The organism is Pigmentiphaga kullae (genome assembly GCF_004216695.1).
Lineage (GTDB): Bacteria > Pseudomonadota > Gammaproteobacteria > Burkholderiales > Burkholderiaceae_B > Pigmentiphaga > Pigmentiphaga kullae.
In genome coordinates, this window is the sequence record NZ_SGXC01000001.1 from 2,686,767 (window position 1) to 2,703,635 (window position 16,869).

The following is a 16,869-nucleotide window of genomic DNA, read 5'->3' on the forward strand; positions in this document are numbered from 1 at the left end:
TCCCGCATTCTCTTATCACGCTTAATATGTACACTTCCTCACCTATCTTTATAGGACGCGAAACATGGTTCAGAAAAGTTATCAAGCCCTACAGTCGGAGATCAAAAAGCTGCAGCAGAAGGCAGACTCCCTCCGTCTAAAGCAACGACAGCCAGTCGTCGAGTCCATTCTGAGATCAATGGAGGAATATTCGATATCCATTGATGAACTCAAGGCAGCTCTGACCCAGCGAGGATCGAGACGTAAAGCCCGCGTTAACAGTGTGGCCTCTAAGAGAGCAAATGCGGTAGCAGCCAAATACCGAAATCAAGAGACCGGTGAAACATGGACCGGCCGTGGCAAGCCGCCGCGGTGGCTGGCCGCAGTTGAGGCAAGTGGAGTCGGTCGTGAGCGCTTTTTGATCAGCAACTGAGATTAGATAGGCGACTTGGGTCGAGGCGGTCGTAGACGGTAGTGATGCCATTCGCCTACGCTGCGTGACCTGCGTAGACAGACTGCCGGCTATGTCCGCTTTGGGCCATAAGCAGTCAGCCGCGAAGCCTGTCTGGCCTGCTGCTTCAGGCTGGTTCATGCTTTGGCGAGTAGTGTCTGCACATATACACAGCGGACGGAAATACGCAGTCTTAATTGGTTGGTTGAAATCGCAAGCCTTAACGGCGCATGGACTGTACTTCGAGTCCTACGCTCAATCCATATAGTTGAAGAGCGCGGGCTCCCCGTCCCAAGCACTGTATAGATGCCTCCCATCCCAGTAGCTAATGTGGCCGCTCTCATCCACGGTGCGCTCAGCTCGCCGTACGGTCTCGGCGCAGTGGCACCCAAGGGCATCGACGCCGAACGACGGCACCTCCGTCCCCATCTGTCCATAGCCATCGTGTGTCACCGTGCGATTAGGTAGAGACATCAACAACGCAGCGTGTTTGGTCTCTTTAAGGAGCAACGCGAAGGTGTTATGGATCATGTTGTACCCCCAGGTCGCGTGCAACACCTTTGAGTCGACAGCTAGCGACATCTGATAGAGCAGACGCTCGACGTTACCCTTAGAAACGAGCAAAGACTTGTCTTTGACGATGCCGTTTGCCGCTGTAGCGCACCATTGCGCGACGTCTGCATTCGTGGCGAGTTCAATAATATTTCCTGCTCGAGCTGCAAATCGCCTTGCACTCGGGAGGTATGAGGAGGTCGTGACAAATAACCCTTTAGGCGCTTTATCGACGGCCATGACACCTCGGAGCGCAGCAACGGCGTCAAGTTCAATCTTGCGGTGTGGCGCATACCGTTTGGCCTGAACTAGCGTCAGAACGTCACCCAATGGATCCCGTTGCCAAAGGCGGATGTCGACTCCACCGTCCCCGGAGCCCGGCCCCAATTCTGTGGTGAATCCCTGGTTCTGAAAGACTCTGCTTAGAAGGATCTCAAAAGCGCGCGGGCTGAGGCGGTGAAAATGATCTGGATTGGACGCGAAGTGGGCATAAAGCTCCTCGTAGACGTCTCCGGCATCCGGTTGGATCAGCGAGCAGACCCACTGCCAATGGAAATACGACTCAAAAGCCGCATTTAGTGCCTCGTCGTTTGCGAAGAAGTAATAGGTATACCCGTTCTGGTTTTCACAGGAAAAACCCAGTGAGGCGATGAACTCGTGGAACGGAGGGGCGGCCACCTCAATATCTTCATCCAGGACACGCGCTAGGTCTCCATCACTATACAGAACAGTCACCACGGCGGGAGAGCTAGGCTCTCCACCTACGTGCCGAAGAAAATCTTTGAAGCCGCTGTCTAGCCAGAGGTCACGCTCTTCGGCCCACTTTTGTATGGCTGCTTCAAGCCTTGATATCTCCTGTGCCAACTGAATATCTGCATACCCGACGTTCATTGAGTTATTCCTTGGCTGGAGCTTGTAAGTGTAGCGCGCGCGAAAGTTAGCAGTGGATCAATAACTAAATTTCCTAGCGCTGCTTGCCAAATGTTAACAAAACGACCATGCACAATCCTTACCGCCCAATCCGGGCGAGGCAGAATCCTCTACGCAGCAGACGCCAATAGTCGAGCCCCGGACGACTGCAATGGGTCGGGTAGCGACCGTCCGTAGGGTGCACACTCAATCTCCCTTCGCCTGAAAGGAGAATGTCATGAAATCCGAGAATGTCGCCGTTAGCCGTCGAGTGCCATGGAACAAGGGCAAACTCGATGTTCAATCTCGCAATCAATAGCAAGCTTCGAGCTTGCGATCTCACACGATTGCAAGTGCAGGACGTCCGTCACGGAAGCCACGTGGCCGTGAGGACCACTGTCATGCAGCAGAAGACCCAGCGGTCGGTCCAGTTCGAGACTACGTCACCGCATCTGTCGACCCGGCAATACGCCCGGATAGTGCATCGCTGGGTCGCGTCAATTGGTCTGGACGATACTGCATACGCTACCCACACCATGCGCCGCACAAAAGCTTCGCTGATCTACCGGCGAACGAAGAATCTTCGGGCGGTGCAGCTGCTGCTCGGGCATACAAAGCTGGAAAGCACGGTTCGCTATCTCGGCATCAAGTTCGACGATGCCCTGGAGATGGCAGAGCAAACCGAGGTTCGATGTACCTTGGCCGGCGAGCGACCGCTCGCCGGCCAGAGCAGCCGGTGATCATCGGTCAAGAGTCGTTATCCAACGTAGAAGTGAGCGGCCTGCGGTATGTCGCACAGATCCGATCGACTGCCGGGTTAGAAGGGCAAATTAACGAAAGGCCCCTGTCATTTACTTTTTGGAGGATTGCTGGATTTGCTAGGTTTGAGGGATGATGTGTTCCCTGGTGTGGTTTTGTTATCACGACGGCGCTGATCCGGTTTCCCTGTTGATTTTGCTATCGGCTTTGGTCCTGGTTTAAGTGCCATGAATGCTCTCCTTTGTGATTTAAAAATTTCAGTGTGCGAATACCTTCTAACTTGGTTTCAGGAAACAGCCCGCACGAGTGCTGGCTGAAGTTACGTTCCCTCACTTTACCCATGAACGGCGGTGCGGGCGATCGGGTTTTCACGTATGGACGAAGATTCTGAGCGCCTGCTGTCGGCCTGCAAAGCAGGCGCTTGCAAGTGGAGGGCGGGGGTGGCCGCAATGGGTCGATAGCGGCCATTGGCTAACTAGCGACAATGTGTAGTTATCGATAGTTAGGTCCGCTTTCGGCCAAGTGCAGTCGTCCGTCCAGAATTTCATTCATCTGTGTTGTAAGCAGGCAGAGCGGTATTGCGAAAAATGGCGCGCTTCACCAATATCATGCTCTAGCCAACGGAGACAGTCGTGCCAACTGAACGTGTATTTCGCAAGCCGGAGAGCTTTGAGGCTGAGCGTTTGAGTCGCGACGCGATCCGTCCGTTTCTAGAAAGCCGAGGATTCGCAGTGCTGTCCGACGAGCGAATCGTGCGAGGGGTTTCGCAGGCTCAGGTTGTTACCGCGCGATCCGAAGCGGGGGAAACGATCAAGATGCGGGTGCGGCTTTGCTGGCGGCATCGCGGTCCGGACGACCTTCGTTTTTCGGCTACCCAGTTGCGAGCGGACCTCATTGACAATGACTGGGATAAAACGCTCGACCAGCTCGTCAATCGTGATGTGAAAATCGGCATCTCACATGCGCTCATCTTCCAGCGCGTCGGCGAGACTGTTCCTTACGCAGCGCTTGTACCAATCGATCAGCTGGGTTTGATCTGGCGTCGTCAGGCGGAAGTAAGCGAGGAATTGATCGAAGCCGGACGCTTAGGACGAACCACGAAGAACCACGCAAAAAACGGCTCGAGTCCCACGGTGTATCTAATGGACAGCCGACACGAAGACGCGCATTTCGTGCCTGATGTGCTCTGGCAATGGCCGGGCGTGCAGGATCTCGTCAAGATGGGTGACGTGAAACTGCGCGCGCCCATGACACGTGGGACGATCTCTACGCGCCCGATCCTTCGGATTATGGAAGTGATGGGGCAAGTGAGCGGGCCGTGATGCGATCCGAAGTGAAGCGCGATCCTCGTGTCCGGGCCGACGTCGTCAAGCGCGCGGATGGCAAGTGTGAACGCTCGACGTGCGAAGCGATCGCGCGATACAAGGGCTTTCTCGACGTTCATCACATCCTTGGCGTCAGGAATAGCGATCGCGTCTGGAATTGCGTCGCACTCTGCCCAAGCTGTCATCGTGACGCGCATTTCGCACCCGAACGCGACGTGATTAATGACACGCTTCTGGACTTCGCTTCCCGTTTCAGGAAATGACCGTCCGGCATAGGCGACACCAGTCCTGCACGTTCTTCTCGACAATCCCTTTCTCTTGGCCGGCTGTCCGGTTGCAGAATTCGGGGTCGAATAGGTAGTGGCGCACCTCGGCCTATAACGGACGTTTGCCTCTGAGGTAGGTAGTTGAAGACTACTGTACTAGATATCTTCGAACACCGCGTTAATGCGATCGAAATCGAAAACGCCCCGTTCTCGGGGCGTGTCCGGTAGGCAGAGCTTCTCGCGGCTTGTGGCGGTGAACCAGCGAAGCCCGTATTAGGCCATGGTAGCCCTAGTAGCAGGGGCCAACACGCGCTCAAACTCCCGCACCTCTTCAACGACAAACGCCAGATGATGGCTAGTGTCGTACGCGATCCATTTTCCATGACCGTTCTTTACGGGCAGGCCGTTGCTGCAATTGGCAATCACCCGATCGCCCCAGCTGAAGTCCGGCAGAAACTCTTTCGAGTTGACGATTTCAGTCGCAACCGCTGGCATCTGCAATTCCCAACCTTCCGAAGCCGAGTGGCCACGCGAGACAAGGAACGCCTTGTCGCACGTATAACGAATCTTTGTGTTGGCATTAGGATTACGAATGGCATCATTCGACCCAGGACCGCGCACACCGTAGTCACCGAACACCAACGGAATACCACTGAATTCAGTACGGAGCGCCTGCCACAGCAGCATCTCCTTGCGAATCACTTTCGCAGTGCTGTCCTTCTTTTTAACTGCCAAGTCTACAGACTTGGGCATCGACGATCCTGCAGTGGCGATGTACCGGAACCCGTACCCACTGAGCAATTTCAGCACGCGGGTTGCATCGCTGATAATGTCGATGAGAGTCTTACTCGTCAGGTCGCCAAGATCAAGCAGCACAGCGCACTGCGCCGGACTCAACTGCATATCCTCCAGCATCTCCTGCATGCGGTCGTAGAAGACATCCGGCTCTGCTGCATCCTCAACCGCACTGGCCTCGAGACGGAAACACACGTAGGGAGCGCCGGACAGATCGTGGCCGCGCATCGCAAGCTGGTAGAACGGATCGTCCCAACGGTCGTATCCCACCACCGGCGCCACAGTGACACCCCGAGTCTTCAGGCCGGCATAGAGGTAAGCCATCACGTGCTCGCCGGTTTCAACCGTGGTGTCAGGCACCCAGTTGAAGGCGTCGGCAAGCACCACGTCACCCTGCCAAGATTTGGCAATGCTCTCAGCGACCTCATCCAGGTAGTCCGACTTTGGCGTCAAACTATTCTGGTACTTCTTCGTCTTCTGTCGACTCTCGCTGATGATAGGAACATCGAAGAGCGGGTGGATGACCGCAGCGTACGCTGCGTCCATGTACTTGGATGCTTCATACTCGCTCGTCAGAGACTTGAGAATCGGGAGATAAATCGGAGCCATGTCACACCTCACTCGAAGACGGAAAGAACGAACTAACCTGCTGCTGCCCGACCAGATCAGAAAACACAGTGTAGTTGCTGGTCTCCTTTCGGAGTCTGCCGGCAACGATGGCCGGGTGTATCCGAAGCTCCCGAGCTAGCTTTTCGATCGTGTCCCTACTGGGGGAAAGATACGCCTCGCTCCGCCGCCACTTGACCCTCGGAATGAAAGCTTCGCGTGCTAACCGGTTCGCCTCAGCTTCTCGCCGATCTTCGGACGACGAATCCAAGTCGTCTAAAAAAGCCTCGTCGTTACCGACGTGTTTCCACACGTGCGCAACCTCATGTACCAACGTGAACCAGAAGTTGTCCAATCTGTCATATCGCAAAGTCAACCCAACGATGGGAGTGGAATCTACGTCTCTCAACGCAGCGCCATCGAGTTGAGTGCCCTTGAGATGAGGTTCGATCACCACGGCGATCCCGTGACGCTCCAAGAACTCGACCGCCAAAAGTGGGCCTCGTTCCGACCAACTCAGTTGGGCGAGCTCACGCAGGAAGCCTGCATTCAGCTTCTCGGGCTCAAAGGGTCCCAGTCTCGGCTTCTTGGCGCGCGCCTGCTGAATCACGCGAGCTAGCCATGCGTAGAGCGCATATCTAGTCGTCGGAGAAGCGGCTTCTCCGGCGATGCTACGGCGGAACGCAGCCGCTCCAAACTCGAGCCCGGCGTCCTCGATGAACCCCTTCACCACCTCCTCGACACCAGTTTTCGCTCTTACGGACAAGTCCGACAGCCACCCGCGACGAGCCATCTCCTTGAAGGGAAACTTCGACCAATCCACATCCGCCTTGCCCGGCGCGGCGTGATCTTCTGGAACGGACAGCCCAACCAGCGTCTCAGCCGAGATGCCGAGCCCGATGGATAGTGCCCGAATCATCTGGACCGTAAGCGGACGCTTTCGCCCCAGCACCTCGGACACACGGCTGCGAGTCCCAAAATACTGGACGAGATCGGCTTGTTTAAGCCCCTTTTCCTGCATGCGGAAAAGGATGGCGTCAACGGGGTCGGGCGCTTCAATTGGAAACTTGCTGTTTTCGTATGCCTCGATCAGGACGGTAAGAAGTTCAAGCCGGTCGCTATCCACGGAACCCACTGCGGGCTGGCGCGCCATAAGCTCCTGTACCTCCCGCAGGTAGGCGAGGTGCTGCTCCTCGGTGCGGATAACCTTAGCGTCCATAGTGATTGTCAATATTGTTCATTTCAAGGATCAAAACTGTGCCCTGTGCGAAAGCGACCTGAAGCCGCAACCAGTACCCACTGGCTCCGATCGGGAAGAGAAAGTAGCCACCCGGCCTCGTCCTCACGTTCGGAAACTGTTCAGTAACATCCTCTGGCCGCCGCCAGTGTGCGTGGGCCACCTCCGAGCACCAGCCGCAGAGCCAGCGATCGACGTCTTCAGTCCCATGTTTCAGCTTGTCCCGACCAATTAGCTTCATATGTTTTGTTCTCTATTTGGGAACATTTTAGCGAAAGAAAGTGGTAATGTAAATGGTCCCAATTTGGGAATTGGCAGCCAAGCCTGCCGCTCTGGGGACGGGCAACGTGACGCGATTAGCCCATAACAAACATGCAATGCTCAACAGGTATGGTCAGATCCACTTCTGCCTGCTTGCTTCTGCCCCGCCCTCCGCTACTGAACGAAAGCCGACGTAACCAGCGATAACTACACATTGTCGCTGGTTAGCCAACGGCCGCTATCGACCCAAAGCGCAAGTTCGATGTGGAACACCCGACGGCTGCTTCGCAGAGGACGTAGGTGGCCAACGTCGCTCTTCCACCTACCTGGCAGCAGTTTTCCGACAGGGTTTCAAGGGGAACAGCCGACAGAAAATCCGCTGTCAACGATAACCAGTCAAAATCGTTGTTGTCACTATTGGTAATATAAATGCCTTTTCCCTGGGCGCATGAAGCATCTGCTTAGTACTGGCGCCCTGCGACGTTCTAGTTGAAAGGTGCCTCAATGCCAGACGCGGGTCCCGTCATTCCAGTCTCCGGGGACATCACACTTCGATTTATAGAGTTGTGCCAGTTCCGGCGCCTTGGCAAGATTCAGCTGGACGTCGATAAGAAGACCACCATTTTGGTCGGCGCGAACAACAGCGGGAAAACCTCAGTACTCGCCGCTCTACGTCACTTCCTCGCGGATGGTTCCCCATTTGGGGCCTTCGACCTCAGCCTCTCGCGATGGCCAACGTTGCGAGCTCTTGGCAAGGCATGGGAGGCGCTGGCGGAAGACCCCTTAACCATGTCAGGAGACGAGGAGCAGTGGAAGCAGCAGCTTCAGACCCTCCTGTCGGCCATGCCGACGTTGGACCTCTGGTTTGATGCGGAGGCGGGCATGTACCACTACGTCGCACCATTTCTTTCCAAGCTAAGTTGGAAAGGCGGTGCCGTCGGTATCCGGCTGCGCTTGGAGCCGGCGTCGACTGTTGAAGAGCTCAAGCAACTCGCTTGGACATATCACATGGCGCGCGAACCCGTGAAGGATATGGGCGCGGACTCGTTGGCCTGGCCCATAGACCTTTTGGACTTTTGGCTCCGTGAGCCTTCGAAACTCGGCCAGGTTCGCGCATACAAGCTCGATGCAGAAAACAACCCGATAACGGGCTTCGAGACCTACGTCCCCCAGGCGCTTGCGGCAGACGCTAATACTATTGAACGGAAGCATTTGTCCAAGGTAATTCGGGTGGACTTTGTTGCCGCTCAGCGTGGGCTGGGCAGCGAAGAAGCTGAGTTGCGGTCCGCATCCGGTCCTCATCGAGTTGGGATGTTCTCCAACCAACTCCTCAAGTTCGCCCGCCAGCACTTGAACGTCGCCAGCACAGGGCATGGCCACCGAGCGGATCTCATCAAAGCCGTGGCGGAGGCGCAGAGAGACCTTGACAAGAAGATCCACGAAGCCATTGCCGATTCGGTTGAGGAAGTGAAGGCGCTTGGCTATCCAGGTCTGCACGACCCCCAAGAGATTCGCTTTCGCACGCGCATCCAGACGGCTGACCTGCTAGACCATGGAACTGCAGTCCAGTACAGCATGCAGAAGGAGTCGCTCGAAGAACTCCTCCCTGAATACTCCATCGGACTCGGCTACCAGAACCTTCAGTCCCTCAGCTACCAGTTGGTGTCATTCAAGGCCGCCAGGCTCAAACCGGAAAAGGGTTCTCCTGTGCCCGTTCACCTTGTGATGATTGAAGAGCCTGAGGCGCACCTTCATGTCCAAGTACAGCGCATCTTTCCCGACAAGGCGCACAAGCTCATCAGCCCGTCGGGGGCAGACGCATCCGCCCTCAAGAGCCAGCTACTCATCAGCACCCACTCGAGCCATCTCGCACACGCCGAGGACTTCGATCGCCTCCGGTATGTCCGGCGCATTGCTAAGAGCGCCGCGAGCCCAATGCCGACGACCGAAGTGGTCAATCTTGGGCAGGTCTTTGGTGACGACAAGAAGACACGTCAGTTCGCAGAGCGGTACTTCCGCGTCCAACACACCGACTTGCTGTTTGCCAATGCAGCCATCTTCGTGGAAGGCGTTGCAGAGCGCATGCTCGTCCCTCTCTTCATAGAGCGGGATTTCAAGGAGCTGAACAGTCGGTATGTGTCCTTCCTTGATATCGGAGGGAGCCATGCCCACCGACTCAAGCCACTCGTCGAGAAGCTCCGGATTCCCACCGTCATCATCACCGACGTCGACCCTTGCGAGGAACAGGACGGCAAACCCAAGAAGAACGGGGAGCCAACCAAGAAGCTGGTTGCGGTTGCAAACACTGGTCAAGCCGGCCTCCATTGCGGCAACCCGACGCTCCGTGCGTGGCACCCGAAGCTCCAGAAGCTTGATGACTTCAAGAATCCGACCGACGCTCAACTGGTATGGAGCGAGACTGCAGAATGCCTCGTGCGATTCGCCTGGCAGCTGCCGGTTGCTGAAGCGGACGGCAGTTGGCCCAGCTCTTTTGAAGACTCTCTCGTTCTTACGAACATGCCTTGGTTCAAGGGCCTTATGGAAGAGAAGGTCGATGATGATGGCGTGGAGATCGAGCCGCCAACCGGTGCGCTTGGCTCTGTGGCCAAAGCAGCGGCCGATGCCGGAAGCTTTGCTGAGATGGTCGCGGCGCTCCATACGGTAATGCACAGCTCGCTCAACAAAGGCGAGTTTGCCGCAAGCATCTTCGAGAAGCTGTCCTCTGATGAACCAGTTGCCTGCCCGAAGTACATCGCAGATGCCTTGGCCTGGCTACAGGCGCAGCTTGAGCCCAGCAAGGAACTGGCGGCATGAGCGCGGTTCCCATCTCTGCCGACAACGAGCGCGATGCAGGGGTTGTCGAGGAAATCTGCGGCTATCTCACTGAGGAGCCGCCGCGCAACTACTTCCTCTTTGCCGGTGCCGGGTCTGGAAAGACGCGTACCTTGGTCGAGGTGCTGCGTCGAATGACAGGTGTTGTGCAGCACGAAAAGGGCGGACAGCTCGCCCGACGACTGCGAATGTATGGTCGCTCGATACGCGTTGTCACATATACGAAGAACGCTGTCGCGGTCATCAAAGGGCGCCTCGGGGACAACGACTTGGTGGGCGTCTCCACAATCCACGCGTTCTGCTGGGAGCTCATCCGCGGATTCAACGATGACATCCGCGCAGCGCTCGTCGCGGTCAAGCAAGCTCAACTCGAAAAGGAAACGGCAGAAGCGGCGGCCAAACCGAAGGGAATTACTCCAGCGAAGCAGCGAGACTTAGATGAAATCAAGGCAGACATCGAGGCATTCGAGCTGACAGATGTGTTCATCTACCACCCGGACCGCGAGACGCATGGTGCTGGCGCGCTCGCCCACAAGCACGTGCTGGACGCAACAGCTTGGTTGCTGCGGCACAGGACTACGCTGCAGACCATTCTGAAAGACCGCCACCCCATCATTCTTATCGATGAGTCGCAAGACACGATGAAGGGTATGCTGGATGCCTTGATGAGCTTCGCGGAGCCGAGGGGTAGCGGCCTCACTCTCGGACTGCTTGGCGACCATCGGCAGCGCATCTATACCGATGGTCACTCGGACCTTCCAAGCCTAGTTCCGCCGAGCTGGGCGACGCCAGAGCTGCAAATGAACCATCGCAGTCAGCGTCGAATCGTCACGCTCATCAACAGAATCTGGGAAGCAGAGCTTGAGGGCCGAACGCAGCCCGTGAACGGCGTCGAACAGCATCCGCGAACGGAGAAGGCAGGCGGGGTGGTTCGACTCTTCATCGGCGACACATCGCGTTCGCCGGAGGACAAGGTCGCCGGCGAACGCTGGTGCGCAGATCAGATGCGGCAAGCGAGCGGGTCTGATGCCTGGAGCCAAGGCCAGTATCAGCTGCTTGCTCTGGAGCACAAGCTCGTCGCAACTCGTGGTTCGTTCCTTGACGCGTACCGTGCCATGGTCTTGATCGACCCAAATTCGGCCGCGCCTACGGGGAGCGGCGAGAACAAGGGGCCCACGGCTGTGCAGATGCTTTTGAATGAGCTCGCGCAATTGGAGGCCTGCGTTGGCGCCGATGGTGCCATAGACGAGTTCAAGGCCACCGAAGTCTTTCGCAGCTTCGGTCGTCTGGAGAGCATGCCAGAGAACGCGGCTGAGCGCGCGAGGCGTTCTGATGAGATACTTCAGGCCATATCCGCCTTCGCTGCCGCCAGCGCAAATCCTGGAGCCACTGTTGAACAAGTTCTCGCGCCGGTCTTGGGCGCAAACTTGTTCGAGGTCGACCATCGTCTTTCAGAGGCCTTTGCCGATAAGTCTCCTGCGCCACCAGCTCCAGCCAAAGGTGAGGAGGAGTCCAAGAAGGACCGCATGCGTCGGGGCTGGTGTGGGCTGTTCGCCACCCCATGGAGTCAACTGCAGAAGTACCGCATTTACCTTGCGGGAAATTCGGTGCTCGCCACTCACCAGGTCGTCAAAGGCTCAGAGTTCCTTCACGTCATGGTCGTGATGGACGATAAGCTGGCCGGCGGCAATCAGATTTCATACGACAAAATTTTTGGGGGCGTCCAGCTCAGTAAATCAGACTGGGAGAATGTGGGGAAAGGTAAGGAGACCACCATCGACCGGACCTTGCGCCTCCTGTATGTCACCTGCAGCCGAGCTCAGGAATCGCTGGCCCTCGTGCTTTGGTCCTCTGACCCCGCGGCTGCGCTAAACAGAATCACCGGGAGCGATTGGTTCTCGGACGGTGAGTTTGCAGCGATTCAGTAGCCCGTTGTGAGATCCATCAGCTATCGGCCAAACTTAAGTCCTTGGCGGTGCGGCCGACCAAGGCATGTAAGTCTGTACTGGCGTTTGCTGGCATTGGCTTGTCGCAGTTGAACGGCTACTCCTGGCCGGAAGCGGTCAGACGGGAGGGGGCCTACAAATCACGAATAGAGTGGAGTGGCTTACCGCACTTCTCAATCGAAGGTGCAGGCCTACTCAGTAAAACGGCCCGCTAGAGCTGGCGTAGGAGAGAGGTTTGGCCGAGCGAACCTATGGCCAAAGTCGGGGCGTTCTTCCGCACGCGCAACAACGTCATTCCCGTGCCGGATGACTCGCTAGCAGCCGCCGCCGAGATCAAGGGTGACCGGATGGGCGCTCAGATACCAGCTTCGATTTGGTTTCCGCATGCCAGCGCCGATGTACCGCTGCGCGAGATGAAGATCCATGCAGAGCAATATGGCGTTGTTTTAACGCTGCCGAACCTGCCGCGCTCCGCAAGTGTCTGGCCACCCTGGGAAGGCGAGGAATAGCAGTAACCGGTTCTTGTCTGACCGAGGCGGCCACGCATACAGGCTCAGATTTGTCTCCAATTGAGGTCAGGCGTCGCGTTCGATCCCAAATGTCGACACGGATCATGCACTCGGCGGCGCGCCATCTTCCATTGGTGCATCGGACTTCGGTGTAAGGTGCACTGACCAATGACCGCCGTCCTCCTGGTGCGGGATGAGCAGGTCGTACGTCTTAACCATGTTCAGCAGCCCCGAGTGACCGTAGGTTTGCGGCGAGAACGATGGGTCGGTGCGTTTGAGGTACTGACCCAGCGCGCCCAAGCCCACCTTGCCTTCTGACGTGTCGCTGGCCAACAGCGACACAGCTTCGACCAAGAAGCGCGGCCTTCGCTTTACCGCTGGCTTCGCCTGCTCGGGTTTGGCTGAGTCAGGCTTTGCGAGGTCGATGCTCTTCGGGGCGAATTCGGCAGCGGGTTTCGCGGGCGCCTCGGGCTGGGTCCATTCGAAGAACTGATCGCTGGCATGGCGCAACGCGTCGGGTGTCTTGGGCTCGCCCACGATGCAGACCGTGGCTCCGCGTTCACGCAGTTTCCGACACAGGTAGGCGAAATCCGAGTCGCTGGTGACTAGGCAGAAAGTGTCGGCACGGCCATCGAACAGGGCCTCCAGCGCGTCCAACGCCAGGGCGATGTCCGCCGTGTTCTTGCCGGCCGCATATTGATACTGCAGGCATGGTGTGAAGGCCAGGTGTACTAAGGCTTCCTGCCATTTGTGGGCCAGCGTGCTCTGGTTGCCATAGCCACGGCGCAGGACCACCCGACCGAATTGGGCCACCATGCGCAGGGCGTGCTCAAGGATGTCGGGCGAAACGTTGTCGCAATCGACCAAAACGGCTACGCGGGTTTCGACGGTGTTCGAGGGGGAGTTCATACTAAGCTCTGTATTTCTTGTTGAACGTTCCCAGACAGTAATGGATTAGAAGGGCTCCGGCCATATGGGTAACGCCCAGTCGCGCCATCGTGCGTTGCGTCTGACCACCTTCGGCGTCTCGTGCTGTCAGGCTCCCATCGGTCCCTCACTGCGTTTGGCTGACGCCTCTGGTTAAATTGCGCTACCCCCCCGGACGCTGCGCTCGCCGTGAAGACTGGAAGTATGCAGATTACCAATGTGGGCACTGGCTCTGCCCTGAGCGATGACGCGGTGAGCCTTGTCAGCGAACTGCCCGTAGGGGTTCCAACGAACCCCTACGGGCCGAGTTTGTTGAGGGCTAGAACAGGGGGCGAACCATCTTACGACCGACCTGCATGAGCTGCTTCTCGACAGGCGGCGCGTCAGCCAGGTGTGCATCCACGGGGTAGGGCTTCTTCTTGCGGCGAGGGATGCTAGGCGAACTCAAGGTCTTATTCGCGCGTGCATTTGAAGATGCGCGCACCTTGCTTTTGGTGGCGCCGCGATTACCCGGCTTGGTCTCGCCAGCATCCGTTTCCTCGCCGCGAGCCGCGCGTTTCGCAAGCCGTTGCGCCTTCATCGCCATCTGGTCCGCGATAAGGGCGTGTTCGTTCTCCCGATCCTCGGCGGTGACCTTGACGTCTTCCAAGTCGATCAACCGGCCCTTCGCAGTGGGTTTAGCCTTGGTCTTCGTCTTCGGCGAGTACGCGCGTTTGGCCACGACAACCCACGCTGGAGTCGGGGCAATCTTCGCCGGGCAAAGCTTTTCCAGGAGCGGGATGCGGTGTTCGTCGGAATGCGGAACACGTAGATCAATGCCGCGCTTGCGGAAGCTCGCGAGTTTCTTCTTTGTGCTCGACGCCGAGTACATGCTCTTCATCGGGATTGTGGAGTGGTGGGCAACCAGGAAGCGGAGTTCCGACCCGTTCAGGTCTTTCCAATGTTCCAGATCCAACGGACCGGACAACACGTCCAGCAATTCCATGTGTTCGAAGTGCTGTGCGTACACCTCGCGCACGGTCTGGCGGGTCCAGTCATCGGCGTCCGAGAGGTGAAGGTGCCGCAGCCGTTCTGCCATCAGGCGCACCTCGACACGCAGGATGTTCATCGAGTCTTTCGCCAGCTGAAGCAGCACCGGATCGGTCGTGCGAATCTTGCGATGGCGGTTCACGAGCTGCGGGCCCTTCGCATAGCTGGCCACCGTGAACTGGCGACCGCCCTGCGGCTTGTAATAGACCGAGCCATGGTAGACGGTGAGCATGGGGTCGCGTTCGACAAGCTGGCGTGCCATCTGCTTAAGGACGTCTTGCACTTCATCGACGCTGTCTAAACGGAAGTTTGCCGCGATGTCCACGCGCAAGAGGGTTTTCGGTGCCGACCGCAGCTGCTTGATTTTCGTGTTGTCGAACCCCAGCTTCTTGCCCACGATATTGATCATTGCGCGAAGGCACACCTTGAGATCCTCGCCAGTGTAAGCGTTCTGGCCGTAGAAGTAGGCGTGGGGGCTTCCTTCGATGATCAGTTGCCCGTTCTTGTCGTGTTCGATCTGCATGCTGGATGCGTGTTCGCCGCGAAAGCGCAGGAAGTCGCTGCCACGGGCTTCGCTTTCGTTATTGGTTCCGCTGGCGGCGCGGTACTTGAGCCCATCGATACGGCCATCGTAGGCGACGCCAAAACGGATCGTGTCGATTTGCAGGTGGTTCTTCGGAATGATGAAAGCCATGGTGTTCCCTTATTAATATCAGGATGCATACATACATTTATGCATCACATTGCATGTAGTTACGGTGCCTCACTGCGGGGGCAGAAAGCCGCCGGTTCTGCACGTCCGAGGTTCTGTGCGGCGGCGTGCTGACGTTTTGAACCGGCGAAGATCTGACCCCCTGCGGGCAAAATTTGCTTCGTGTATTGCAAGCGGCGAACGCAGGTGGCTGGCCGCCCAGCGCACAGGCTTTATTTACGTTGTTGGATTTTTTGGCAGATCCATTCCTGAACTTCATGCTGCAGCCAGCGCACGCATTTGGGTCCCAGCGGCACGGGCTTGGGGAAGGCGCCCTGCGACCCGAGTTCGTAGATAGAAGAGCGGCTGAGTCCCGTCATCGTCTCGACCGCGCTGCGACGCAGAAGAACAAGTTGGTTGTGCTGCGGGGCAGCGTTGGTAATGCCGCTTGCTCCGGGGGGAAGATGGTGCGTCATCGGTGTCCCTGTAAGTGCTGGCACGGAATGCGCCGGCAAGGACTGAATGATGACTTTTGCCCCGATAATTTACTGCGGGAGTTATCTATTCGGCCTTTGAAGTGGCTCCGGGAATTGGTCAAAAATTAACGCCCGGAATTCTTCTTCTGCGATGACCTGCTGTAGGAAGTCGCCTGCACTGGTAATACCGCAGTCAGTCAGGTGTATGGTGACCGCGGCTGTCTGACTGGGTTACGCTCTCCAGTTTCCAGGCGACAAGGACATGACGTGGGGCGCAAGAGAAAGGCAATTGATCCAAAGGAAGTTTTTTCCGATGGACTTGATGACGCGGCATATGCCGGATTCGAAAGCTGGTCTAACAGCCATTGGGCATGGGAATTCTTGCGACGGAATCCTGCTTTTCAAGACGCCTGCAACCGCGTGAGGTCAGCGAGCCGTCGAGATAGAAACGTACTGCGCGCAGAGGTGGCACGCCAGTTCTTCATCCGGCGGTACATGCACTTTCGTCATGACTACGTTAACCATGATCCGCGTTCTCCGATGTTCGTGCGTGTCCGCGGCTACTCTTCCAAGATGCTAACTAAGCCCACAAAGATTTCGGTGACGTTGCAGCCAGATCAGTTCTTGGTCCTGTTTGACATTAGGCAGATGCGATACAGCGTGCGAGCCCTGAATGCGCAACTTGCAGAGGCAAAGAGGCAAATGAGCGTTCTGATAAGCCATCACGTGTCGGAGGGCTCTGCGCCGGCCATGAGAGATGAACCCGCAGGAGTTGTCCAGTCGCGTGGTCGGGGTGAAGCGAAGACTTGGCTAGGTTGGTTGCGAATGCTGGACGCAAAATCTCATGGGGTCAAAAACGATCGTGCTTATCGTTCCATTTTTCCGGGAAAGTGCTTGGGGAAGGATACGATGAAGATACAGCAAGCCTATTCAGACGAGTGGAAGAGTGCGTCTTCATACGCATCAGAGCGCTATCTTCAGATTGGGATGCGCGACAAGGTGGATCTCAAGCTGGGCCTACCTAAAGTGGTTGAAAGTTTAGACCAAGCCTTCACTCGGATGTCGCATGGTAAGCCCCCAGAGAATTTCACCCCTTTTTAACGCGCTGAATTCAATTTTGATCTCGCGGGCTGATCCGGCCTGCGCGTGCCGTCGACATGACAAGAATGTAATTGCCATCTCGCTCCTCGTCTGCTTGAATCGTCGACCATACCGTTCGTCGCGGGCGAACGAGCCGGCAGGCGTCGATTGCCGAGATATCTTCTTCCTTTCGGTCCCTCATGCTACCCATCGGATTCACCCCTCATCCAGGCACCACG

The 16,869-nt window shown here is 57.0% G+C and carries 13 protein-coding genes and 1 pseudogene; 7 read left to right on the forward strand and 7 right to left on the reverse strand.

Translation table 11 applies throughout. The features are described from left to right. The first annotated feature begins 64 nt into the window (after positions 1-64). On the forward strand, positions 65-412 hold the full coding sequence (locus EV675_RS13020; RefSeq protein ID WP_130357632.1) for an H-NS histone family protein: 348 nt from the start codon (positions 65-67) through the stop codon (positions 410-412). 273 nt (positions 413-685) lie between these two features. On the opposite strand, the gene EV675_RS13025 is transcribed toward EV675_RS13020, so the two are convergent. After that, a complete protein-coding gene (locus EV675_RS13025; RefSeq protein WP_130357633.1) occupies positions 686-1,873 on the reverse strand; it encodes a restriction endonuclease in 1,188 nt (395 codons plus the stop codon). 299 nt (positions 1,874-2,172) lie between these two features. On the opposite strand from EV675_RS13025, the pseudogene EV675_RS13030 reads away from it, so the two are divergent. Next, a pseudogene (locus EV675_RS13030) lies at positions 2,173-2,631 on the forward strand (tyrosine-type recombinase/integrase); the annotation flags it as partial. Between the two features lie 651 nt (positions 2,632-3,282). After that, complete coding sequence (locus EV675_RS13035) at positions 3,283-3,972, forward strand: hypothetical protein (RefSeq protein ID WP_207221946.1); 690 nt, start codon at positions 3,283-3,285, stop codon at positions 3,970-3,972. A gap of 542 nt (positions 3,973-4,514) precedes the next feature. On the opposite strand, the gene EV675_RS13040 is transcribed toward EV675_RS13035, so the two are convergent. The 3 genes from EV675_RS13040 to EV675_RS30335 are packed head-to-tail and all read right to left on the reverse strand — an operon-like array spanning position 4,515 to position 7,120. Then, complete coding sequence (locus tag EV675_RS13040) at positions 4,515-5,645, reverse strand: beta family protein (RefSeq protein WP_130357635.1); 1,131 nt, start codon at positions 5,643-5,645, stop codon at positions 4,515-4,517. Position 5,646: 1 nt separating this feature from the next. Then, a complete protein-coding gene (locus EV675_RS13045) occupies positions 5,647-6,861 on the reverse strand; it encodes an ImmA/IrrE family metallo-endopeptidase (protein WP_130357636.1) in 1,215 nt (404 codons plus the stop codon). Further along, positions 6,851-7,120, reverse strand: a complete 270-nt coding sequence (locus tag EV675_RS30335) for a type II toxin-antitoxin system HigB family toxin (RefSeq protein ID WP_130357637.1) — start codon at positions 7,118-7,120, stop codon at positions 6,851-6,853. The genes EV675_RS13045 and EV675_RS30335 overlap by 11 nt, the downstream gene beginning before the upstream one ends. Before the next feature lie 524 nt (positions 7,121-7,644). Here EV675_RS30335 and EV675_RS13055 point away from each other — a divergent pair. The 3 genes from EV675_RS13055 to EV675_RS13065 all read left to right on the forward strand — a co-directional run bounded on the left by EV675_RS13055 (position 7,645) and on the right by EV675_RS13065 (position 12,427). Further along, positions 7,645-9,954, forward strand: coding sequence for an AAA family ATPase (locus EV675_RS13055; RefSeq protein WP_130357638.1), 2,310 nt, complete (start codon positions 7,645-7,647; stop codon positions 9,952-9,954). Next, entirely contained in the window at positions 9,951-11,900 is a 1,950-nt protein-coding gene (locus tag EV675_RS13060) for a UvrD-helicase domain-containing protein (RefSeq protein ID WP_130357639.1), read from the forward strand. The genes EV675_RS13055 and EV675_RS13060 overlap by 4 nt, the downstream gene beginning before the upstream one ends. A 269-nt stretch (positions 11,901-12,169) precedes the next feature. Then, positions 12,170-12,427, forward strand: coding sequence for a hypothetical protein (locus tag EV675_RS13065; RefSeq protein ID WP_207221948.1), 258 nt, complete (start codon positions 12,170-12,172; stop codon positions 12,425-12,427). Between the two features lie 102 nt (positions 12,428-12,529). Here EV675_RS13065 and EV675_RS13070 read toward each other — a convergent pair whose 3' ends face one another. From EV675_RS13070 to EV675_RS13080, 3 genes are all read right to left on the reverse strand, one after another. After that, on the reverse strand, positions 12,530-13,336 hold the full coding sequence (locus tag EV675_RS13070; protein WP_130357640.1) for an NYN domain-containing protein: 807 nt from the start codon (positions 13,334-13,336) through the stop codon (positions 12,530-12,532). Between the two features lie 337 nt (positions 13,337-13,673). Beyond that, entirely contained in the window at positions 13,674-15,077 is a 1,404-nt protein-coding gene (locus EV675_RS13075; protein WP_130357641.1) for a phage/plasmid replication protein, II/X family, read from the reverse strand. Between the two features lie 230 nt (positions 15,078-15,307). Continuing rightward, entirely contained in the window at positions 15,308-15,550 is a 243-nt protein-coding gene (locus tag EV675_RS13080) for a helix-turn-helix transcriptional regulator (RefSeq protein ID WP_130357642.1), read from the reverse strand. A gap of 267 nt (positions 15,551-15,817) precedes the next feature. Between EV675_RS13080 and EV675_RS13085 the strand changes: the two genes are divergently transcribed. Then, positions 15,818-16,651, forward strand: a complete 834-nt coding sequence (locus EV675_RS13085) for a transcriptional regulator domain-containing protein (protein WP_130357643.1) — start codon at positions 15,818-15,820, stop codon at positions 16,649-16,651. Positions 16,652-16,869 lie beyond the last annotated feature (218 nt).